The organism is Ensifer sp. ENS11, from assembly GCF_014851895.1.
GTDB classification, from domain to species: Bacteria; Pseudomonadota; Alphaproteobacteria; order Rhizobiales; family Rhizobiaceae; genus Ensifer; species Ensifer canadensis.
In genome coordinates this window covers 619,512-641,728 of sequence record NZ_JACVAN010000001.1, presented here as the reverse complement: position 1 = coordinate 641,728, position 22,217 = coordinate 619,512, and the positions used below count along the sequence as shown (strand labels likewise).

Here is a 22,217-nt window from a genome sequence, read left to right as displayed (position 1 = left end):
GCCCCCTTTAAGAAAATTGCCCGGATTTTGAGGTCCGGGCAATTCGTTTTGCTCTTACTGGCCGGTGACGACCTTTGTCCAGAGCCGGGTCAATACCCGCTGCTCCTTCGCCTCGAACGGCGTGACCGTGAACAGTTTCTGCATCACATCATCGGTGGGGTAGATGGCGGTGTCTTCGAGAACCGCCTTGTCCAGGAACTGCTGCGAGGCCTTGTTGCCGTTGGCGTAGAAGACATAGTTCGACGCCTTGGCGACGACCTCCGGCTTCATCATGTAGTTGAGGAATTCATGCGCTTCGGCGACATGCGGAGCGTCCGCCGGAATGGCGAGCATGTCGAACCACATCTGCGCGCCCTGCGACGGGATCGCATAATCGACGGTTACGCCAGCCTTGGCTTCGGCGGCGCGGTCACGGGCCTGAAAGACATCGCCGGAAAAGCCGACCGCGAGGCAGATATCGCCATTGGCAAGCGCGTTGATGTATTCCGACGAGTGAAACTTGCGGATATTCGGACGAACGCTGGCAAGCAGTTCGGCAGCCTTTTCAAGATCGGCCGCTTCGTGGCTATCAGGATTGAGGCCGAGATAGGCGAGCGCCGACGGCATCACATCCGTCGGGGAATCGAGAACATGGATGCCGCAATCCTTGAACTTGGCGGCTAGTTCCGGCTTGAAGATGACGTCCCAGTTGGGCTTCTCGTCGGTGCCGAGAATTTCCTTCATCTTGTCGACGTTGTAGCCGATGCCGGTGGTGCCCCACATGTAGTCGATGGCGTATTCGTTGCCCGGATCGTACTTGGCCGTACGCTCCATGATCACGTCCCACATATTGGTGAGGTTCGGGAGCTTGGACTTGTCGAGCTTCTGGAACACGCCGGCCGCGATCTGGCGCTGCAGGAAGGTCGCCGTCGGGACGACGACGTCGTAGCCCGAGCCGCCTGCGAGCAATTTGGTTTCGAGGATCTCGTTGGAATCGAAGACGTCGTAGACGACCTTGATGCCCGTTTCCTTGGTGAAGTCTTCCAGAATGCTGCTGTCGATATAATCCGACCAGTTATAGACGTTGACCACCCGCTCCTGCGCCGAAGCGAGCATGGTCGAACCGGCCAGTATGACCGTCGCCATGGTTGTAACGATGAATTTGGACATGCAGTTCCCTCGTTATTATCGGTCCGGACAAGGCCGCCCCGTGACACGGATCCAGGCCCATTCTGGATCGCTCCGGGGCGAGGTTAGGCATGTTTCTCGACAACCTCAAGCGGTTTTGTGCCGGAAAGAGGCGGACCTCTTCAGCCACCCCAGTTTTCGCAAGCCAAGGAAAATCGGGCACTTATGGCGAAGGGCGCGATCCCGCCATCGGCAGGTACCAAGCGGCCGACGTTAACCATGGCGGCAACCAGCCAGAACACGCGTTCGTTTACGATTGATTAACCATAAGGCGCATGCGATTTTTCCCCTCGGTTGTGTATCAGCGTCTGGGTAGTGTCATGAGTGGACGGAACCGCAGGATCGATCCGAGAGAGTTGAAGCGCCTTTCGATACTCGAGCCACAGAAATCCCTTGCGGCGATCGCGGTCGACTGGGCGATCATCGCCACCGCCATCGCCGTCAGCGAATATACCGGCAATATCCTCGTCTACCTCATGACCGTGATCGTGATTGCCGGTCGCATGCATGCGTTCGGTTGTCTCGTTCATGAGGCGGCGCACTACCGCATCATCAAGAACCGCAAGCTCAGCGACTGGATGAGCGACCTGTTGCTCGCCTGGCCGATGCTGGCGACCGTCGATGGCTACCGGCAGAACCACCTGGCACACCACCAGCATGCCAACACCGACGACGACCCGGACTGGACGGCAAAGCTCGGCATGGCGCAGTTCACCTTTCCGCAGAAGATCGCGCGTGGCGTGATGCAACTGCTCGGCTATCTCGTCGCCGTCAACTCGATCCGCGACATGGTGCACATGGCCAAGCGCATGTCGAAGAACGACCGGTCGACGCGGAGCTACAAGATGCTGCGCCTTTGCTTCTATATCGCTGCCGCCGCCATTTTCAGCCTTCTCGGCATCTGGCGCGAATTCGCGCTCTACTGGCTCGTGCCGTTCTTCACCTTCTTCTGCCTGTTCCTTTACGTGCGCAGCGTTGCGGAGCATTTCGGCAACATGGACTATAGCGACGAGCTGACGAGTTCACGCACGGTCTATCCGCATGCCTGGGAAAGACTGTTCTTTGCTCCGCACCACATCAACTATCATCTGGAGCACCACCTCTATCCCGGCGTGCCGTTCTATAACCTGCCCGAACTGCACGCGATCCTGATGCGCGACAAAGCCTATGCGGACAAGGCGCACATTACCCGCGGCTATACGACCGGACTACCGGCCGAATGCTTCGCCGCCAGTGCGCCGCTGCTGCCGAGCCATCACCCCGTCCGCTACTGAAAGTCCCAGCGCCTACTGAAAATCGAAGACGCTGAGGCCTGTTGCCATCTCGTCGAGCCCAAGCGGGCGCGTCACCGGAGGCTCGGCGCGCGCAAGACAGCCCTGCCGCTCGCAGAGCCGACAGGCCGCCCCGATCGCAACCGCGGGCGAGCGTAGCGTGCCATAGACCACCTCATCGGCAAAAGAGGCCTCACAACTGATCAGCAACGCGGTGCGGCGAACCCGCTCTTCAAAGCCCGCCTGCGGACCATCGAGCGTGCGCGACACGGTAAGGAACGCCAGTCCCTCTGTTGTCTCTACGCGGTCCACCAGGATTTGCCCCGGCAACGAGAAGGCGGCATGGATATTGAGCTTCGGACAGCCGCCGCCGAACCTCGCTTGCGGGAAACCCGATGCGCCGGAACGACGGAGCCGATGCCCGGCATTGTCGATCTCCATCAGGAAAAACGGAACGCCGGTCGCGCCGGGCCGCTGCAGCATGGTCAGCCGGTTGGCGACCTGCTCGAACGACACTTGGAAACGCGCCCTGAGCACGTCGATATCGTATCTCGCCCGGACGGCTGCCGCATGAAATGCCGCATAGGGCATCATCAATGCGTGGGCGGCATAGCGGGCGAGTTCGAAGCGGCCGATGCGGCGCGCTTCGGCGGTCGACAGGCGCAGCGTCTCCAACTCCCGGACGATCGCTTCGTGACAGGCAATCGAGGCAACCTCCATGGCGATCTCGCGCAACTGGTCATAGGGCGATAGGCGCTCGGAGATGAAGAGCCGCATGGAATGGCGATCGAAGCGGCGACGCAGATTGGGCATGGCATGAACGGGCAGATTGCGCACGACCAGGCCGTGTTCCTTCTTCAGCCAGGCTTTCAGTGCGCCGATCAGATCATCGCCCGGCGAAAGCGCCTCGTGAAAGGCCTCCGCCATTTCTTCGATCCGGGCGAAATGATTGGGTCTCGCCTCCAGCGTCTCGCGCACCTCGTCCATCGGTAGGCGGGTGCCCGACAGCGCCTCCATGTGCCCCTGCCCCGCCAGGAGGTCGGCAAGGTCCTTTAGCCGCGCCGCCTGCTCGCGATAGGCGCGGTAAAGCTTGACGACGCCGCCGGCGGCATTGGGCGCCGCTTCGGCAACTTCGATCAATTCCTGATCCCCCGGCAGTTCCGCCGCCAGCAGCGGATCGGCAAAGACCTCGCGCAATTGCGCCAGTCCACCGCCAGTTTCACCCTGCAGTTCCTCGAGGTCGACCTTGTAGACCGATGCGAGTTTCAGAAGCAGCTGGACGGTCAGCGGACGCTGATTGCGCTCGATCAGGTTGAGGTAGGACGGCGAGATGCCAAGCGCTTCGGCCATCGCCGTCTGCGTCAGCGAGAGCCCGTTGCGGATCCGCCGGACACGAGGACCGGCAAAGATCTTGTTCTCAGCCATTTGTCACTACCTTTACAACTCTGACGACGACCACACATTTACATAATTTACAAATTTACCGTGCACGCCTGTCAAAGGCAAGACAAGATAACCCTTTTGAAAGGCCATGAACTTCGATTTCCATAGCCCTATTGCGCAGCGCAATGTAAAAACTGTCACATCAACTAGAGACGAGGAAAGCCATACGACAAAAGTCGAATGGTGGATGAGTTCCAGCAGGAGGAAATGATGACTGATTTTTACAAGCTTGTTCCCAGTGCCCAGCAAGGCCGCTTTGATGGCATCGAACGCCCCTACACCGCTGAAACCGTGAAGCGGCTGCGTGGTTCGGTCGAGATCCGTTACTCCCTGGCCGAAATGGGTGCCAACCGCTTGTGGAAGCTCATTCACGAAGAGGACTTCGTCAACGCGCTCGGCGCGCTCTCGGGCAATCAGGCCATGCAGATGGTTCGCGCCGGCCTGAAAGCAATCTACCTCTCCGGCTGGCAGGTCGCGGCCGACGCCAACACCGCATCAGCGATGTATCCGGACCAATCGCTCTATCCGGCAAATGCCGCTCCGGAGCTGGCAAAGCGCATCAACCGCACGCTCCAGCGCGCCGACCAGATCGAGACCTCGGAAGGCAAGGGGCTATCGGTCGACACCTGGTTCGCACCGATCGTTGCCGACGCCGAAGCCGGTTTCGGCGGCCCGCTCAATGCCTTCGAGATCATGAAGGCCTTCATCGAGGCCGGAGCTGCGGGCGTTCACTACGAGGACCAGCTGGCGTCCGAAAAGAAGTGCGGCCATCTCGGCGGCAAGGTCCTGATCCCGACGGCCGCGCATATCCGCAATCTCAACGCGGCACGGCTTGCAGCCGACGTCATGGGTACGCCGACGCTCGTCATCGCCCGCACCGATGCGGAAGCGGCCAAGCTGTTGACGTCGGATATCGACGAACGCGATCGCCCCTTCGTCGATTATGACGCCGGACGCACGGTCGAAGGCTTCTACCAGGTGAAGAACGGCATCGAGCCGTGCATCGCGCGCGCCATCGCCTATGCGCCGCATTGCGACCTGATCTGGTGCGAAACCTCCAAGCCGGACCTGGAGCAGGCCCGCAAGTTTGCCGAGGGCGTGCACAAGGCGCATCCGGGCAAGCTGCTCGCCTACAACTGCTCGCCGTCGTTCAACTGGAAGAAAAACCTCGACGACGCGACGATCGCCAAGTTCCAGCGGGAACTCGGTGCGATGGGCTACAAGTTCCAGTTCATCACGCTTGCCGGCTTCCACCAGCTGAACTTCGGCATGTTCGAGTTGGCGCGCGGCTACAAGGCCCGGCAGATGGCGGCCTATTCGGAGCTTCAGGAGGCGGAGTTCGCCGCCGAGGTCAATGGCTACACCGCGACCAAGCACCAGCGCGAAGTCGGCACCGGCTATTTCGACGCCGTGTCGCTGGCCATCACCGGCGGCCAGTCATCGACGACAGCCATGAAGGAATCGACCGAGCACGACCAGTTCCGCCCGGCCGCAGAGTGAAGGACCGGGGAGCGCGGCAATCCCTGCCCGCCGCGCTCCCCATGCAATCGACGAGAAACCGCTGACACCAAGGAGAACTCCAATGACAGTTCAGACACGCGTCAAGGAAAGGGCCGAGGAACAGTCTTCGGCCATGACCCCGGATCAGCAGGCGGCGATCCGCATGGTCGCCAACGACCTGCACCGCCTTAACCAGGCCGTCATGAAAGCCGTCGACGCCGGCGTATCGGTCGAGCTGGTACGTTCGGCCCGCCATCATGGCGGCGAAGGCAACTGGGGCGACCTGTTGATCCCTGTTATCGTCACTCAGGGACGCGCGTGATGACGGTGCTGACGGCCGCAGCCTTGCTGCTTCTGGCGGCTTGGTCGAGCATACCCAAACCACAGACGGCAACCGCGACCGTCCGCCGCCCCGTTTAGCACCCCACAGACCGACAACCCTGACGCGAAAACGGCCGGCAGCAACGCCGGCCTGCCGCGTTTCACGCCGGTCTTGCAAGCAGATATACCATTTCAAGTTGCTTATTGCCGAGGCTCCTGCCTATACTAACTCGGTCTAGTGCGAGCGGGGGCACGCATGTTCCGGACAGGAACGGCGAATACGGAAGAACTGATCGATCTGATCTATGGCGCTGCGTTCGGCGAATGCAGCTGGGAGGATTTTCTGAGCCGGTTGGCGGGCACTGTGCCAAACGGTAAGTCCGCGCTCCACTATCATGACCTCGCGGCACCCGCGTCGCATGTCCCCTATGTCTCCGGATTTACGGCCGACGACCTCGATCAATTCAACAACCATTTCGCCGCAGTGAACCCGTGGATCCCGAGAACCGTTCTGGTACCCGTCGGCCGGGGCCTATGTGGCGAGCATATCGTTTCGCGGGAAGATCTGGTCAAATCCGAATTCTACAACGACTGGCTAAAGCGACAAACCGGATGCGAGACCAGCGTCGGCGTGACGATCATAAGAGATGCGACACGCACATTCATTCTATCGACATGTACGACATCAACCGACGCAGAGTTCAACCATCACGCCGCCGATCAATATACGAGCCTTGCACCGCATCTCAAACGCGCGTTCGAGTTTGTCCGGAAGCGCGATGTGATGACGGTCGAGCGCCAGCAAGGGCAATCTTTGCTCGATTCGATCGGCGTTGGCCTGATGTATGTCGGCGAGAATCTCCGTGTCCGCTCCATGAATGAACACGCGCAACGCATATCGGCGACAGGCGCGCCAATTCGTATCGCTACAGGCGGGCGCTTGACGTTAAGCTGTCCGCAGACAAGCGCAGCGCTGGAAGCGCTGACATTGCGTGGCTGCACGGATACGCGCCCACATGTCTCCATTGTCAAGGGCGCCGGTGGGACGGCATATCGCATCACGCTCTTGAAGTTGAATTCCGATGCCTTCACCGAACTCCTTAGCGGCCCAACCGTTGCTGTCGTCATTGAACCGACCACGTCGCTGCTTCCGGAAGTGCGGAGCAGGCACTTGGAGGACATCTACGGATTGACTCCCGCCGAAATCAGAATCGCCTCCGGCCTCGCTGCAGGACTGTCGTTAAGGGAAATCGCCCTGGCGAACAGCGTCAGCTACGAAACGATCCGCACCCAGCTGAAGAGCATCTATTCCAAGACCCAGGTGAACTCGCAGGCGGCACTCGTCAGCCTCTTGATGCGCTGACCGCTTCAGCTGCGGCGGGGTCGTTTGCCGGCGAAGATGTCGGCGTGGCTTTTCAGTAATTTTGTCATGCGATCGACGACCGTGCGGATTTCCGTGCGATGGCGGTCCTCGTTGTTCATCACGATCCATTGCCGATGCATAAGCGCAGGGATCTCCTCGCCCGCCCGCTCCAGCAGAGGGTCGAGGTCGCCGACGAAACAGGGCAGCACGGCACAACCGGCTCCCGCCCGGGCGAGATCGAGCAACGAACGAGGGCGCGTTACGGTCGCTACGATACGTCCCGTCGCGTTCTCATGCGGCCAACGCAGATAGGATGAGATTGCATCCTCGTCGCCGACGGCGACCCATCGGCCGTTTGCCGCCGGCGTTGCATTCTTCTGCCGGTAGACGGCATAGGCAACTTCTCCCACCGGGCGGGCTGCCAGATAGCTCTCTTCCGGCTCGAAAGCGCGGATGCCGATATCGCTCTCGCGATAGGCAAGGTTGGCGCGGGTCTCGCCTATGGTGATCGCAAGGCTGAAGCCATCGCGCTCGGTGCAGAGCGCCGGGAAATTTTCGGCAAGCAGCCAGGACACCCAGGTTCCGGCGGTGATGCGAACGACCGCCCCCTCGCCCTCCCGTCGCCAGCTCTCGACGCGGCGGGCCGCCGCCTCCATCTCCTCGAGCTGCTCGAACAGAACCTGCCCGTCGCCGGTCAGCTGGTAGCCGGTCTGGCTGCGCACGAACAGCGTGCGGCCGGTGCGTTCCTCGATCTCGAGCATGCGCCGGCCCAAGGTCGCCGGGCTGGAGCCCAGCGCCTGCGCGGCGCCCGTCAGTCCGCCGGTGCGCGCGACACTCATGAAGCAGCGATAAATGTCCCAATCCATGTCTTTCATCGGTGAAAAACATAGGCCGATATCTTGTGTATGTAAAATAGCCTTTGCTGCATAGAAGAGGGGATGCCATCCAATGAGGAGCATCACCATGGAAATACTGGCAATGGCCTATCTGGCCGATATGACGATGAAAAGCCGCCGCTGGGACGAACATTTCGACCCCAAGCCGCCGGGGTTGGTGAGGCGGATGTTTCGCCGCTGCATCGCTGCGTTTGCGGCGCATCAAGAGATACAAGCCGGCAAGAATAGCCTACAAGCGACTTGCGCCGCGCAACCGGTGGGTCGCGCGGCGCAATGCTGAGGACGAAGCCGCTGTGGCCTTGGCCAATCAGGCGGCGCGGTAAGCGTGGATATCGGCGGCTTCCGGCTCGAGCCGGAACTGCTCGACCAGCATCATCAGCGTGTCGGCCTGGTTGGAGAGCGCCAGGCTCGTTGCCGTTGCCTCTTCGACCATCGAGGCGTTCTGCTGGGTCATCTGGTCCATCTGGTTGACCGATCCGTTGACCTCGTTGAGCGCCACCGCCTGGTCACGGCTGGCGGTCGCGATCATTTCGACATGCTGGCTGACAGTAACGATCTGGGCGCTGATCGAGGCCAGCACCGCGCCGGTCTCCTTGACCAGGTGCGAACCGGAATTGACCTCGTTGGTCGACTTGTTGATGAGGCCCTTGATCTCGCGGGCAGCTTCGGCTGAGCGTTGCGCCAGTTCGCGAACCTCCTGTGCCACCACCGCGAAGCCCTTGCCGGCTTCGCCGGCACGTGCCGCCTCGATGCCGGCATTCAGCGCCAAGAGGTTGGTCTGGAACGCAATGTCGTCGATCACCTCGATGATCTGCTCGATCTGGCGTGAGGCCTCTTCGATGCGGCCCATGGCGGCGATCGCATTGGTGACGACGGTTGCCGAGCTGTCGGCGCTCTTCTTCGTCTGCGTGACGGCGACGTTAGCCTCGTTCGCGCGCTCCGCCGACGAGCGGACCGTCACGGTGATCTGGTCGACCGCAGCGGCCGTCTCTTCGAGCGAGGCTGCCTGGGCCTCCGTCCGCTTCGACAGCGAGTCAGCGGCATGATGCATGTCCGAGCCGCTCTGCTGGATCGCCTGTGCATTGGCGCGGATCTGGGCCAGCGTATCCTGCAGGCGGATCAGCGAGCCGTTGAAGTCCGTGCGCAGCTGTTCGAGGCGGCCATGGAACGGAATGTCGATCTGGCGCGACAGGTCGCCCTGCGCCAGACGGCCGAGGCCGGCGGCGAGTTCGCTGACGGCAAGATCGATCTGGCGATCGAGCTCGCGCTTCTCGGCGTCGTTGCGGCTTCGCTCGATCTCGGCGCGGGCGCGCTGTTCTTCGCTTTCTGCCTCGATGCGCACCTTGGAAAGCGCGTTTTCCTTGAAGACGCCCAAGGCGCGGGCCATGTCGCCGATCTCGTCCTGACGGGCGTCGCCGTCAATGGAGGTATCGAGGCGGCCGTCTGCCAGGCGACGCATGGCGGCGGTGATCTGACCGATCGGCTTCTTCAGCGTCAGCGTCAGGGCGATGCCGGCAAGCAGGGCGATGACGACGCCTGCAACAGTCGCGGCCACGGAGATCTGGTTTGCTTCCTGGCGCTCGGTGCCGGCGGCAACCTTCTGCTGTTCGGCAAAACCGGTCAGGTCGCTCCAGATCTGGTTGATCGACTGGCCGGCGGCGTCGAAATCGGCGGTCCGCTTCACGGTGATTTCAACCAGAGACGCGGCGTCCTTTTTCATTACGGTGATGATCGGCATCAGCGTGTCGGCAATGGCGTCGAAGGAGGCACCTTCGCTTGCAACACCGCGCAGCGTTGCCATGTTCTGCTGAACTGCAAGGAACTTGTCGAGCAGCTTCTGGCGGTTGCTTTCCGTCGTCGACCCCATGAAGGTTGCGGCGGAGATCTGGATGTCGGTGATCGAGCTCGAAAGCCGGCGCGTGGCCGTCAGAACGGATTCGGTGCTGACGATAAGCTGATCGAGTTCGGCGAAAATCCGGGTGGCATCGCGCATCTTGCCGACAGAAGCCGCTTCGAGACGGAAGCTCGCGGTGCGGAAACGGTCGACATACTTCGAGATACCGGCAAGCGTTTCAGGACCGGCGGGCGCCTTCAAAAGCGCACCGATCTCGCTCGATGCGGAGGTGATCGTCTCGGTCAGCGACTTCTCGTCTTTCGGCAACAGCCGGAAGATGTCGCGCTCGGTGCGGCCGATCATCGGGAAGCGTTCCTTGACGGCCTTGAGCTTATCCTCGACCGTCGTCGCCTTGCTGACTTCGGTGCCGAACTCGTTGAAGAAGCGGCTGGCGCGCATCAGCTTTTCGGCTTCGCGCAGCATGGTCTTGGCGGCATTCTCGTTCTTGCGCACGGCATATTGCAGCCGGTTCGACTCGTCGTTGATCTTGGCGCGTTCGACCAAGAGAGCATCGAGGTTCGCCGTCATCGTTGCGCGCATCTCCTGCTCGCCGACATGCAGCTTCCAGAGCCCGTCGATGCGGGCTTCGATGTCGGCGGTCGCGGCGATAGCGGCCGTCAACTCGTCCTGGCCGCTCTGGCCGGCAACCTGTGCGGCGGTCTCGGCGAGAATTTCCTTCTGCGCAGTGATCTTGCCCTGCACGGCGTCGCGGGTTTCCTCGGTGGTCGAGTGCAGGAAGTTGTTCATCCCCGCATAGACATCCTTGAAGCCGCTCAGCGTCTGCAGGACGCTGTTCGAAATCTCCATCCGGCCCTGAAGCAGGCCGGACGCATAAAGGCCGGTAATGCCGACGGCACAGATGCTGACGACGAAGGGCAGAATGAAGAACAGCACCTTCGTCTGGATCTTGAAACGGGCAAGAATTCTATCGATGAACATGGAAAACACCTTGGCTCGCAGCTCGCATTCGCCTCCCCCGGCGGCTCGAAACATGTCCCGCCTTCCGCGTAACCGCGAAAAGGACGAAACGATCGAGAGCCACCCGATGCGCAAACAGGCTGATGTTTTTCGGAAAAATCATGCGGCGCACACCGCCAGTCCGTCAGCAATCATTGCGGGACCGCGCCACCTCCCCGGTAGCGAAGTCCTGACGGAACTCACTTCGTCGCAATATTCATTTTGAACGATTAAAAATTGTATAAGCGCGGAGCACTCGCCAACGAATTTCCGAAGGCGTTGGGCTCATGAGGCGCTCGAGGTCCGGCCGTTAGCGGCCGGCTGGCAGCATCAGAGCCAATAAGCCGGCAGCGTTGCGAGGGCAGCAACGGCAAAGAACGCGATCAGAGCAATGCGGGTCAACGCTACTCTCTGGACGCGGCTCTCGTCGGTGCGAGCGATCGCGATGGCGCGGGGACGACGGCGTGGCTGGTTCATGACATCCTGTCCTTCTCACTGACCGGCAACGTTCGGCCCGGATAAACCGGCTTGCCAGTCCAGACCATATTGCAGCCATGCCGTGGCAGAGAAAAGCCCTAAAAATGGAAACAGTGTGATTTCCGTTTGCGGAACAGTTCTTTCTGACCAACCGCCGGCTGTGCCGACACCAAAGAGGTTCCGGCATATCCGTTAACAATGGCTGAAGCCAAATGCCGCAAAACCAGGGATCAGACGTCCTGGCCGGCTGCGAAGCCCGATGCCCAGGCCCATTGGAAATTGTAGCCGCCGAGCCAGCCGGTCACGTCGACGCATTCGCCGACGAAATAGAGACCGGGAACAGCCTTCGCCTGCATCGTCTTTGAATCGAGACCATTGGTGTCGACGCCGCCGAGCGTCACCTCGGCAGTGCGATAGCCTTCGGAACCGGCGGGCTTGATCGCCCAAGCCTGGATCGATGCCGATAGCGCATCGATGGTCTTGTCCGAGAGGTCGGCGAGCTGCCGTCCCGTCAGCTTGGCGCCATCGGCAAAGAATTGCGCAAGCCGGCGTGGCAGAATATCGCCGAGCGCCGTCTGGACGGCCTGCTTGCCATTGGTGCGGCGCAAACCTTTTAGGATCGAGGCGATGTCGATATCGGGCATCAACCTCAGAACGATGTCCTGCCCCTCGCGCCAGTAGGACGATATCTGCAGGATCGCCGGGCCACTGAGGCCGCGATGGGTGATCAGCACCGCCTCGCGAAACGCCGTCTTACCGGAGCGCGCCTCGGCGTCGGCGGCGACGCCGGCTAGTTCGCCGATCGTCTCAAGCTGCACCGGATCGAGCGTCAGCGGCACAAGCCCGGGACGGGTTTCGACCAGGGCCAATCCGAACTGCTCTGCGATTTTATAGGCAAGCCCCGTTGCGCCCATTTTCGGGATCGACTTGCCGCCGCTGGCCACCACCAGCGACTGGGCATCGACCGGTCCGTCGCCGGTCATCACCCGGAAGCCGGCACCATGGCGCTCGACACTCGCGACCGTCGTCTCAAGCCGAAGCTCGGCGGCCGCATCGCGCATCTCGGCGAGCAACATCCTGATGATGTCCTTGGCCGAATGATCGCAGAACAATTGCCCCAAAGTCTTCTCGTGCCAGGCGATGCCGTGTTTTTCGACCAGCGCCAGGAAGTCTCGCGCGCCGTAGCGCGCGAGCGCCGATTTGCAGAAATGCGGATTGGCCGAGAGGAAGTTCTTCGGCCCGGCATGGATGTTGGTGAAGTTGCAGCGGCCGCCGCCGGAGATGCGGATCTTCTCGCCCGGCGCCTTTGCATGGTCGATGACCAGCACCCGCCGGCCGCGCTTGCCGGCCTCGATGGCGCACATCATGCCGGCCGCACCGGCGCCAATGATCACCACATCCTTCTTCTCAGCCACGAAACACCTTTGAGCTCTTTGCGCATTCCATTCCGGTCACGGCGGCGAAAGTCAATCGTCACGCTCTAGCCAATTGCCAATCTCTGGTTATGATGCGCTATCCGAAGCCAAAACCGGTGATTTATGCCCTCCAAGAGAAGTGCTGCCCAACAAACAACGAAAATCAGCAAAACCTCGAAAATACCCGCCGCCCTGCATTCCCTCCGAGGCGTCAAGACCTGGAAGGAAGCAACGGATTGGCTGAAGATCCGCGGGATCGAAGACATCGAATGCATCACGCCCGACCTTGCCGGCGTTCCCCGCGGCAAGATGATGCCCACCTCCAAGTTCACCTCCAACACCTCGCTTGCACTGCCTTCCGCCGTCTACCGCCACACGATCTCAGGCGAATATCCTGACGAGACCGGACAATTCCGCTACGATTCGCGCGACAGCGACATCAAGCTCGTCCCTGATCTTTCGACGCTTTCGGTCGTCCCCTGGGAAACCGACCCAACGGCGCAGGTGATCTGCGACATCGTCGGCTCCGAAGGCGAACAGATCAGCTACACGCCGCGCAACGTCTTGAAGCGCGTGGTCGACCTCTATCGCCAGAAGGGCTGGAAGCCGGTCGTTGCGCCCGAAATCGAGTTCTACCTCGTCGCCACCAATGACGATCCCGACTATCCGCTGCATCCGCCGAAGGGCCGCTCCGGCCGGTCGATCCTTGGCGGCCAGGGCTATTCGATCGCCGGCATCAACGAATTCGACGAGCTGATTGACGACATCTATCACTTCTCCGAGAAGCAGGGTCTGGAGATTGACACGCTGATCCACGAGGAGGGACCAGCGCAGCTCGAAATCAACCTTCGTCACGGCGATCCGATCGAGCTTGCCGACCAGGTGTTCCTGTTCAAGCGCACCATCCGCGAGGCGGCGCTGAAGCACGGCATCTACGCGACCTTCATGGCCAAGCCGATGCAGGGTCAGCCGGGTTCGGCCATGCACATCCACCAGTCGGTGATCGAGATCAACACCGGCCGCAATCTGTTCTCCAATCCGGACGGCTCTGCCTCCAAGGAGTTCTTCAACTTCATCGGCGGCATGCAACACTATGTGCCGCGCACGTTGGTGATGATGGCGCCCTACGTGAACTCCTTCCGCCGGCTGACGCCCGATATGTCGGCGCCGGTGAATACGGCTTGGGGCTACGACAACCGCACGACCGCGTTCCGCATTCCGGTTTCCGAACCGGTTGCCCGGCGGATCGAGAACCGGCTGCCGAGTTCGGATGCCAACCCCTATCTGGCGCTCGCCGCCTCGCTTGCCTGCGGCTATCTCGGCATCATCGAAGGCCGCGATCCGACGGCACCGACGGAAGACACGGCCAACGAAGGCGAAATCGATCTGCCGCGCGGGCTGCTCGAGGCCGTCGCCCTGCTCGAGTCGGCGCCGTCGCTTGCCGAGGTGCTGAGCCCCGAATTCATCGCCATCTATGCCGGCGTGAAACGTGGCGAGTTCGAAACCTTTATGCAGGTTATCAGCCCGTGGGAACGCGAGTTCCTGCTGCTGAACGTCTGACCTGAAAGGCAGTCCAATGCCCTGGCAAAGCCCGATCTCGCCCGGTTTCTCCTGGTATGAGGCAACCGTTCCCGATCGACCCGAATATCCGCAGATGCCGGGATCGAGGAAGGCGGATGTCGCCATTATCGGCGGCGGCTATACCGGGCTTCAGGCGGCCTACAACCTTGCTCGGCAAGGCGTCGATGTCACGCTCATCGACGCCTGCCGCTTCGGCGACGGCGCGTCGGGGCGCAACGGTGGCCAGTTCGGCACCGGCCAGCGCGCCTGGGCCGACGAGACCGAGGAAACGCTTGGCCAGGAACGGGCACAACTGCTGTTCGATATGGCAGAGAACGCCAAGCGGCACGTGCTCGACTTCGCCAGCCAACACGACATCGATATCGAGTTCATGCCGGGGCAGCTCTCCGTCGGCCACAAGAAGAGCCTGGAGAAGGATTATCGCGACCACGTCGAGGCGATGGCGACCCGCTTCGGCTATCCGCATCTCTCGTTCATGGAACGGGAGGAGACGGCGAGCCGGCTCGGATCGTCTCGCTATCACTTCGGCATCCGCGATGTCGGCACCGGACATATCCATCCGATGAAGCTGCTGCTCGGACTGGCGAAGCAGGCGGCCCTTGCCGGCGCCAATCTGTTCGAGCAGACCAAGGCGCAGAAGATCGAGCGCAAGGGAACGGCTGTTGTCATCACTACCGATCGCGGCACGATCACCACTGAGCGGGTGCTTGTCGCGTGCAATGCCTATATCGGCAATCTCGAGCCGGTCAGCGCCAGCCATGTGATGCCCATCCGCTCCTTCATCGGCGCGACCGAAGTTCTTTCCGCTCACCCCAACGTGCTTCCCGGCGGTGAATCGGTCGACGATTCGCGCTTTGTCGTGCGCTACTTCCGCAAATCGAAAGACGGGCGGCTGCTATTCGGCGGGCGCGAAGCCTACACCGCCGACAATCCGCGCGACATTTCCACCCATATCCGCCGGCAGATCAGCGAGATCTATCCGGAACTCGGCAATGTCGAGATCACCCACGCCTGGGGCGGTTCCGTTGGCATCACCTTGCCGCGGACGCCCTTCTGTCGCGAGGTGATGCCGGGCGTCACCTCGATCGGCGGCTATTCCGGCCACGGGGTCATGCTTTCCAACTATTGTGGCAAGCTCTACGCTGACCTTGTGCTGGGCAAACCGACGGAACTCGACCTGTTGAAAGCCTTGAAAATACCGGCTTTTCCGGGCGGAACACGCTTCCGATCGGCGCTTCTGTTCCTGGCGCTCAGCTGGTATGCGCTGCGCGACAGGCTCTAAGGCACGTTGTGTCAGGATGGTGTCACACTATGTGCATTAGATCTTTGTTTCCGTGCATGTCGTCGCCCCGAAACCGCGGCATATTTTCGGGCGACATGCATGAGAAAGCGTGTGCGACAGCATTTTATTGCGTCGCACCCTAGCGCGTTTAAATCGATTAGATTATATGTGTCCCTGACCTGAACAAGATCGAGATTATCCCATGAGCAGCCAGATCATTCCCGTCGAACCATTTGATTATGTCGTGTTCGGCGGCACCGGCGATCTCGCGGAGCGCAAGCTGCTGCCAGCGCTCTATCACCGCCAGATGGAAGGCCAGATTACCGAGCCGACCCGCATCATCGGCGCCTCGCGCGCCGCGTTGACGCATGAAGAATATCGCAAGTTCGCCGCCGATGCGCTGAAGGAACACCTGAGGCCGGCGGAATACAATGAAGAGGAAGTGGCGAAGTTTACCGCCCGCCTCTTTTACGTTTCCGTCGATGCCAAGTCCGACCAGGGCTGGGATACGCTGAAGAAGATCCTGGAAGAAGGCAAAGACCGTATCCGCGCCTTCTATCTCGCCGTCGGACCGGCGATCTTCGGCGATATTTCCGAGAAGATCCGCGATCACAAGCTGATCACCAAGACCACCCGCATCGTCGTCGAAAAGCCGATCGGCCGCGATCTGGCGTCGGCGACCGAGCTCAACGACACGATCGGCAAGGTCTTCCGCGAAGAGCAGATCTTCCGCATCGACCACTATCTCGGCAAGGAGACGGTGCAGAACCTGATGGCGCTGCGTTTCGCCAATGCGCTCTACGAGCCGCTGTGGAACTCCGCCCATATCGACCACGTGCAGATCACCGTTTCGGAAGCCGTAGGCCTCGAAAACCGGGCCGGCTACTACGACAAGGCCGGTGCGCTGCGCGACATGGTGCAGAACCACATCCTGCAGCTCGTCTGCTTTGTCGCAATGGAAGCCCCGACCTCAATGGACGCGGAAGCCGTGCGCGATGAAAAGCTTAAAGTTCTGCGCGCGCTGAAGCCGGTCAATGCATCCAATGTCGAGCAGGTGACGGTGCGCGGCCAGTACCGCGCGGGCGCCTCTGCCGGCGGCCCGGTCAAGGGCTACCTGGAAGAGCTCGAAGGTGGCGTTTCGAACACAGAGACCTTCGTAGCGATCAAGGCCGAAGTCAGCAACTGGCGCTGGGCCGGCGTGCCGTTCTACATCCGCACCGGCAAGCGGCTTGCTGGCCGCATGTCGGAAATCGTCATTACCTTCAAGCAGATCCCGCACTCGATCTTCGACAACAGTGCCGGTCGCATTTCCGCCAACCAGCTCGTCATCCGCCTGCAGCCGAACGAAGGCGTCAAACAGTCGCTGATGATCAAGGACCCCGGTCCAGGCGGCATGCGCCTTCGCAACGTTTCGCTCGACATGAGCTTCGCCGAGGCTTTCGACGTGCGCAATGCCGACGCCTACGAGCGGCTGCTGTTCGACGTCGTGCGCAACAACCAGACGCTGTTCGTACGCCGCGACGAGGTCGAGGCCGCATGGAAGTGGGTCGATCCGATCCTGAAAGCCTGGGAAGAGACCGGACAGCAGGTGCAGGGCTACACCGCCGGCACCTGGGGTCCGAGCCAGTCGATCGCACTCATCGAGCGTGACGGCCGCACCTGGCACGATGCGATATAGGTAAGGCAATGAGCACGACGCTTCACACATTCGACAATGGCGCCGCCCTGGCAGAGGGCTTGGCGGACGCCGTCAGCGCCGCACTTGCCACCGGCATTGCCACCCGTGGCACAGCAAGCATCGCCGTTTCCGGCGGCTCGACGCCCAAGGCATTCTTCCAGGCGCTCGCCAGGAAGGATATCGCCTGGGACAAGGTGACGGTCACGCTGGTGGACGAACGCTTCGTTCCACCGGAGAGCGATCGCTCCAACCACGCGTTGGTCACGGCCAATTTGCTGCAAGGCCCTGCGGCGAAAGCGCATTTCCTACCGCTTTACCACGCCGCCGCTTCGGCAGAAGATGCGGCCGGGCTCTCCAGCAAGGCGACGGCAAAGATCGGCACGCCCTTCGACGTCGTCGTGCTCGGCATGGGAACGGATGGCCATACCGCGTCGTTCTTCCCGGGCGGCACGCAACTTTCAAGGGCGATCGACGCGACGACGCCGCGCGGCGTGATCACCATGGAAGCCGAAGGTGCTGGCGAACCGCGCCTGACCTTTACCTTCTCCAGCCTTCACGATGCCAGGCTGCTGGTCCTGCACATCGAAGGCGAGGGCAAGAAGGTGGTGCTTGCCAAGGCGGAAGGTCCCGGCGACGAAGCCGAGATGCCGATCCGCACCATGCTGCGCCGTGCGGCCTCGCCGCTGCAAATATACTGGGCGCCATAACGGCCGGATCACCGGCCGGTTCAGGACGCTTTCAACCGGTGGCGCCCCACCGGAACGCGAAGGCGTTGAAAGAGCTCATACCGGGGCGTGGCCTGCACGTTCTCCCAAGCAGGCAACGCTCCGGATCGATGACTGGATGAAGATGAGGAGTCTCAAGACTCCGGAACAGGATTTGCCATGTCCGCCGATTCCCGCATTGCCGCAATCACCGCCCGCATCGTCGAGCGCTCGAAGCCGCACCGAGAGCCTTATCTCGATCGGGTGCGTCGTGCGGCGTCCAGCGGCCCACATCGCAGCGTTCTTGGCTGCGGCAACCTCGCGCACGGGTTTGCCGTCTGTTCCCCCGCCGAGAAGGTGGCGCTCGCCGGGGATCGCGTCGCCAACCTAGGCATCATTACCTCCTATAACGACATGCTTTCGGCGCATCAGCCGTTCGAAACCTATCCGGCGCTGATCCGCGAAGCCGCGCACGAGGCAGGCGGCGTCGCCCAGGTTGCCGGCGGCGTGCCCGCCATGTGCGACGGCGTCACCCAGGGCCAGCCGGGCATGGAACTGTCGCTGTTTTCGCGCGACCTGATCGCCATGGCCGCCGGTGTCGGCCTGTCGCACAACATGTTCGATTCCACCGTCTATCTCGGCGTCTGCGACAAGATCGTGCCGGGCCTTGTCATCGCGGCCCTGACCTTCGGTCACCTGCCGGCAGTCTTCGTGCCGGCCGGGCCGATGACGACGGGCCTGCCGAACGACGAGAAGGCGCGCGTGCGCCAGCTCTTCGCCGAAGGCAAGGTTGGCCGCGAAGAGTTGCTCGAAGCGGAATCCAAGTCCTATCACGGACCCGGCACCTGCACCTTCTATGGCACCGCCAATTCCAACCAGATGCTGATGGAGATCATGGGCTTCCACCTGCCCGGCGCCTCCTTCATCAATCCCGGCACGCCGCTGCGCGACGCGCTGACGAAGGAAGCGACGAAGCGGGCGCTGGCGATCACCGCCATGGGCAACGAGTTCACGCCATCAGGTGAAATGATCGACGAGCGCTCGATCGTCAACGGTGTCGTCGGGCTGCACGCCACCGGTGGCTCGACCAACCACACCATGCATCTCGTCGCCATGGCGCGCGCCGCCGGCATCCTGCTCACCTGGCAGGATATTTCCGAACTTTCGGACATCGTGCCGCTGCTTGCGCGCGTCTACCCGAACGGCCTTGCCGACGTGAACCACTTCCATGCCGCCGGCGGCATGGGCTTTCTGATCAGCCAGTTGCTTCGGGGCGGCCTGCTGCACGACGATGTGCGCACCGTCGTCGGCCAGGGCCTGGAGGCCTACAAGATCGACGTCCGCCTCGGTGCCGACGGCGGTGTCGAGCGCCGGCCGACGCCGGCCGAAAGCGCCTATCCGAAGGTACTCTCCACCATCGACCAGCCGTTCCAGCACTCGGGCGGCCTCAAGATGCTGACCGGCAATCTCGGCAAGGCGGTCATCAAGATTTCCGCCGTCAAGCCGGACCGCCACGTCATCGAGGCACCGGCAAAGATCTTTCATGACCAGGGCGAGTTGAACGCCGCCTTCAAGGCCGGCAAACTCGAAGGCGACTTCGTCGCCGTCGTGCGCTTCCAGGGCCCGAAGGCGAACGGCATGCCGGAACTGCACAAGCTGACGACCGTGCTCGGCATCCTGCAGGACCGCGGCCAGCGCGTGGCGATCCTCACCGACGGCCGCATGTCGGGCGCCTCGGGCAAGGTGCCTGCCGCCATCCACGTTACGCCGGAAGCCAAGGATGGCGGGCCGATCGCCCGCATTCAGGAAGGCGACATCGTGCGCATCGATGCCGTCACCGGCACGATCGAAGTGCTTGTCGAGGATATCGCGCTCAAGACGCGCATTCCCGCCCATGCCGATCTCTCGGACAACGAGTTCGGCATGGGGCGCGAGCTGTTCGCACCGTTCCGCGCCATTGCCGGCTCGGCCGACCACGGAGCAAGCGTGCTGTTCAACTGAGCCGAACCTCGGCGTCACCGCGGAGGATTTGTCTTCCATCGAGCTATCGCTGCCGGCCCTCGCCGCCGGTAGCGGGCCGCGCTTGCGAAGACGAGCGCTACTTCAGCGGCCCCGGATACATGTCGTTTCGACCGTCGTAACGCTCGACCTCCAGCGTGAAGATGTCGATATCCTCGATGCAGCGCGCATTGAGCGAGACGCGATTGTTCGGGTAGCCGCTGCGCATGATCGCCACACTGCAGGTCGGGCAGAAGTGATGACCTTCAGTCACGCCGCGCCAGACATAGGTGGAAAGGCGACGCTTCTCGGTGATCAACCGGATCTTGCTGCCGTCAATCTTCCAGTGGAGGAAGCCGGTGCGCCGGCATGTCGAGCAGTTGCACTCGACCAGCCCCGAGAGCTCCTCATCGACTTCGATGCAGATATCGCCGCAGTGGCAGGAAAGGCGGTAGGGTCGTTTCATCGATCGGTTGCCTCGCTTCTGGCGTGCAGGCGACAACAATCCAACGCCCACACTCCATGTCAAGCATAGTTTGGAGGCCTCGAAATACGGTGTCCCTGGCCGCAAAGGCGCATCGCCCGCCAGTCCGTCTCGGCCGGACGGGGCACCCGCACGAACGCTTGCCGGTTCAGCGGTAGATGTCGAGTGTGCGGTTCCGGTGGTTCGGATGGGTGCTGTAGACGAAGATGCGATTGAGGTCGCGATCGGTCAGGAGCCGCAGGAAGCGCGCTTCGACGATGTTGTTGGCGTGCACGCGCTTGAGCAGGCAGCCGACCATCTGGATGCGGGCGCTTGGAATGTCGAGGTAGAAATTCTGCGGCAGCTGGTACTTGGTCAGGATACCCAGAACCGCGCCGCTTTTCGACAGCTTGATGATTTCGCAGCGGCGGGAGCTCAGCTGCGTCATGCCCTTTTCGGTATATTCGATCCGCGCCTCGTTCCTCGTGTCCTCCATCGGGAACGTGGTTTCGCGATCGTACATGAAAGATTCTTCCTTGTTCAGGAAGTGTTGCTGCATCACCGGTGCCGCGGTCGTCATTCTACAGGCCCCTTAGTATCCCCTGCCCGTCAGGCTAGAGGAAGAAATTTAACAGAGGGTAGATTGAGGGCCTTCGCAAAGAAAAACCCGTCCGAAAATCGGACGGGTTGAAGACAAACGATGGTGGTCTTTGTCAGACGCGGTAGCTCTTGCCGCCGGCGTCGAACAGATGCAGCTTGTTCTTATCGGCCGTGAACCGGACTTTTTCGCCGCGATGAACGGGCAGGATGCCCGGGATCTTGGCGATGATCGGCTCCTTCTCCACCAGTCCCTCGATATAGAGCAGCGTCACCTCGCCGAGCGCCTCGACGATGGCGACCGTTCCTTCGAACAGGAAGTCCTCGCCGCTGGCCGTCTGGAGATCTTCAGGACGCACGCCGAAGCTCGCCGTCTTGCCGTTTTCCGACGCGTTCGTGGCGATATCGAGTGTCACCGACTTGCCGCCAGAAAGCTTCACCGTCGTCTGCGGGCCGGTGGCGGTGATCGTCGCGGGGATGACGTTCATCGCTGGCGAACCGATGAAGCGGGCGACGAACAGGTTCGCCGGGCGCTCGTAAAGCTCGAGCGGCGGGCCGACCTGCTCGATATGGCCGGCCGACAGCACGACGATACGATCGGCAAGCGTCATCGCCTCGACCTGGTCGTGGGTAACGTAGATCATCGTCGTGTCCGCCATCTGCTCGTTGAGCTTGGCGATCTCGATGCGGGTGGCAACGCGAAGCGCCGCGTCGAGGTTCGACAAAGGCTCGTCGAACAGGAAGACCTTGGGATCGCGGCAGATCGCCCGGCCGATCGCCACGCGCTGGCGCTGGCCGCCCGAAAGCGCCTTCGGCAGACGATCGAGGTACTTGGTGAGCTGCAGGATATCGGCTGCCGCGCGCACGCGCCGGTCGATCTCCTCCTTCGTCTCCTTGGCGATCCGCATGCCGAAGGCCATGTTGTCGTAGACGGTCATATGCGGATAGAGCGCATAGGACTGGAACACCATGGCGATCCCGCGCTTGGACGGCGGCACGTCGTTGACGCGCTCGCCATCGATGAACATGTCGCCGCCGGTAATCTCCTCCAGACCCGCGATCATGCGCAGCAATGTCGACTTGCCGCAGCCGGACGGACCGACAAACACGACGAACTCGCCCTGCTTGATGTCGAGATTGATGCCGTGAATGACATCGACCGCACCGTAGGACTTGCGGATATCTTTAAGCGTCAGACCTGTCATCGCAC

20 protein-coding genes are annotated in these 22,217 nt (G+C 61.7%); 11 read left to right on the top strand and 9 right to left on the bottom strand.

All coding sequences use genetic code 11. The features are described 5' to 3' along the window. Positions 1–54 precede the first annotated feature (54 nt). The gene (locus IB264_RS03130; RefSeq protein ID WP_025425981.1) at positions 55–1,149 is read right to left on the bottom strand and encodes a polyamine ABC transporter substrate-binding protein; all 1,095 of its coding nucleotides are present in this window, start codon (positions 1,147–1,149) and stop codon (positions 55–57) included. A gap of 89 nt (positions 1,150–1,238) precedes the next feature. Between IB264_RS03130 and IB264_RS03125 the strand changes: the two genes are divergently transcribed. Further along, positions 1,239–1,427, top strand: coding sequence for a hypothetical protein (locus tag IB264_RS03125; RefSeq protein WP_128090405.1), 189 nt, complete (start codon positions 1,239–1,241; stop codon positions 1,425–1,427). A gap of 60 nt (positions 1,428–1,487) precedes the next feature. Continuing rightward, positions 1,488–2,441 carry a fatty acid desaturase family protein gene (locus IB264_RS03120; RefSeq protein ID WP_162250494.1) on the top strand — a complete coding sequence of 318 codons (954 nt, stop codon included), beginning with the start codon at positions 1,488–1,490 and terminating at the stop codon, positions 2,439–2,441. Positions 2,442–2,453: 12 nt separating this feature from the next. Here IB264_RS03120 and IB264_RS03115 read toward each other — a convergent pair whose 3' ends face one another. Next, entirely contained in the window at positions 2,454–3,863 is a 1,410-nt protein-coding gene (locus tag IB264_RS03115; RefSeq protein WP_192433125.1) for a short-chain fatty acyl-CoA regulator family protein, read from the bottom strand. A 228-nt stretch (positions 3,864–4,091) separates the two neighbouring features. On the opposite strand from IB264_RS03115, the gene aceA reads away from it, so the two are divergent. From aceA to IB264_RS03100, 3 genes are all read left to right on the top strand, one after another. Continuing rightward, complete coding sequence (gene aceA / locus IB264_RS03110) at positions 4,092–5,381, top strand: isocitrate lyase (RefSeq protein ID WP_025425978.1); 1,290 nt, start codon at positions 4,092–4,094, stop codon at positions 5,379–5,381. 82 nt (positions 5,382–5,463) lie between these two features. Next, complete coding sequence (locus IB264_RS03105) at positions 5,464–5,703, top strand: hypothetical protein (protein ID WP_025425977.1); 240 nt, start codon at positions 5,464–5,466, stop codon at positions 5,701–5,703. A gap of 255 nt (positions 5,704–5,958) precedes the next feature. Then, positions 5,959–7,065, top strand: coding sequence for a helix-turn-helix transcriptional regulator (locus IB264_RS03100; protein WP_025425976.1), 1,107 nt, complete (start codon positions 5,959–5,961; stop codon positions 7,063–7,065). 5 nt (positions 7,066–7,070) lie between these two features. Here IB264_RS03100 and IB264_RS03095 read toward each other — a convergent pair whose 3' ends face one another. Beyond that, the gene (locus IB264_RS03095) at positions 7,071–7,940 is read right to left on the bottom strand and encodes a LysR family transcriptional regulator (protein ID WP_025425975.1); all 870 of its coding nucleotides are present in this window, start codon (positions 7,938–7,940) and stop codon (positions 7,071–7,073) included. 88 nt (positions 7,941–8,028) lie between these two features. On the opposite strand from IB264_RS03095, the gene IB264_RS03090 reads away from it, so the two are divergent. Then, positions 8,029–8,241: a hypothetical protein gene (locus IB264_RS03090; RefSeq protein WP_025425974.1), complete on the top strand. Its 213-nt coding sequence runs from the start codon at positions 8,029–8,031 to the stop codon at positions 8,239–8,241. 27 nt (positions 8,242–8,268) lie between these two features. Here the strand turns inward: IB264_RS03090 and IB264_RS03085 are convergent, their stop codons facing one another. The 3 genes from IB264_RS03085 to IB264_RS03075 form a co-directional block, all read right to left on the bottom strand. Next, a complete protein-coding gene (locus IB264_RS03085; RefSeq protein ID WP_025425973.1) occupies positions 8,269–10,794 on the bottom strand; it encodes a methyl-accepting chemotaxis protein in 2,526 nt (841 codons plus the stop codon). A 348-nt stretch (positions 10,795–11,142) separates the two neighbouring features. Then, entirely contained in the window at positions 11,143–11,289 is a 147-nt protein-coding gene (locus IB264_RS03080; RefSeq protein ID WP_164474899.1) for a hypothetical protein, read from the bottom strand. Positions 11,290–11,519: 230 nt separating this feature from the next. Continuing rightward, entirely contained in the window at positions 11,520–12,704 is a 1,185-nt protein-coding gene (locus IB264_RS03075; RefSeq protein WP_025425972.1) for an NAD(P)/FAD-dependent oxidoreductase, read from the bottom strand. A gap of 123 nt (positions 12,705–12,827) precedes the next feature. Here IB264_RS03075 and IB264_RS03070 point away from each other — a divergent pair, with 123 nt between their 5' ends. From IB264_RS03070 to edd, 5 genes are all read left to right on the top strand, one after another. After that, complete coding sequence (locus tag IB264_RS03070) at positions 12,828–14,264, top strand: glutamine synthetase family protein (RefSeq protein ID WP_025425971.1); 1,437 nt, start codon at positions 12,828–12,830, stop codon at positions 14,262–14,264. A gap of 16 nt (positions 14,265–14,280) precedes the next feature. Continuing rightward, positions 14,281–15,567, top strand: coding sequence for an FAD-binding oxidoreductase (locus tag IB264_RS03065; protein ID WP_025425970.1), 1,287 nt, complete (start codon positions 14,281–14,283; stop codon positions 15,565–15,567). A 202-nt stretch (positions 15,568–15,769) separates the two neighbouring features. Further along, positions 15,770–17,245, top strand: a complete 1,476-nt coding sequence (gene zwf / locus IB264_RS03060; RefSeq protein ID WP_025425969.1) for a glucose-6-phosphate dehydrogenase — start codon at positions 15,770–15,772, stop codon at positions 17,243–17,245. Between the two features lie 8 nt (positions 17,246–17,253). Beyond that, positions 17,254–17,952: a 6-phosphogluconolactonase gene (gene pgl, locus IB264_RS03055; RefSeq protein ID WP_025425968.1), complete on the top strand. Its 699-nt coding sequence runs from the start codon at positions 17,254–17,256 to the stop codon at positions 17,950–17,952. 177 nt (positions 17,953–18,129) lie between these two features. Next, entirely contained in the window at positions 18,130–19,950 is a 1,821-nt protein-coding gene (edd, locus tag IB264_RS03050; protein ID WP_192433123.1) for a phosphogluconate dehydratase, read from the top strand. 97 nt (positions 19,951–20,047) lie between these two features. On the opposite strand, the gene IB264_RS03045 is transcribed toward edd, so the two are convergent. The 3 genes from IB264_RS03045 to IB264_RS03035 all read right to left on the bottom strand — a co-directional run bounded on the left by IB264_RS03045 (position 20,048) and on the right by IB264_RS03035 (position 22,212). Then, entirely contained in the window at positions 20,048–20,413 is a 366-nt protein-coding gene (locus IB264_RS03045; protein ID WP_025425966.1) for a GFA family protein, read from the bottom strand. Between the two features lie 166 nt (positions 20,414–20,579). Beyond that, complete coding sequence (locus IB264_RS03040; RefSeq protein WP_025425965.1) at positions 20,580–20,990, bottom strand: hypothetical protein; 411 nt, start codon at positions 20,988–20,990, stop codon at positions 20,580–20,582. Positions 20,991–21,123: 133 nt separating this feature from the next. Continuing rightward, a complete protein-coding gene (locus IB264_RS03035; RefSeq protein ID WP_025425964.1) occupies positions 21,124–22,212 on the bottom strand; it encodes an ABC transporter ATP-binding protein in 1,089 nt (362 codons plus the stop codon). Positions 22,213–22,217 lie beyond the last annotated feature (5 nt).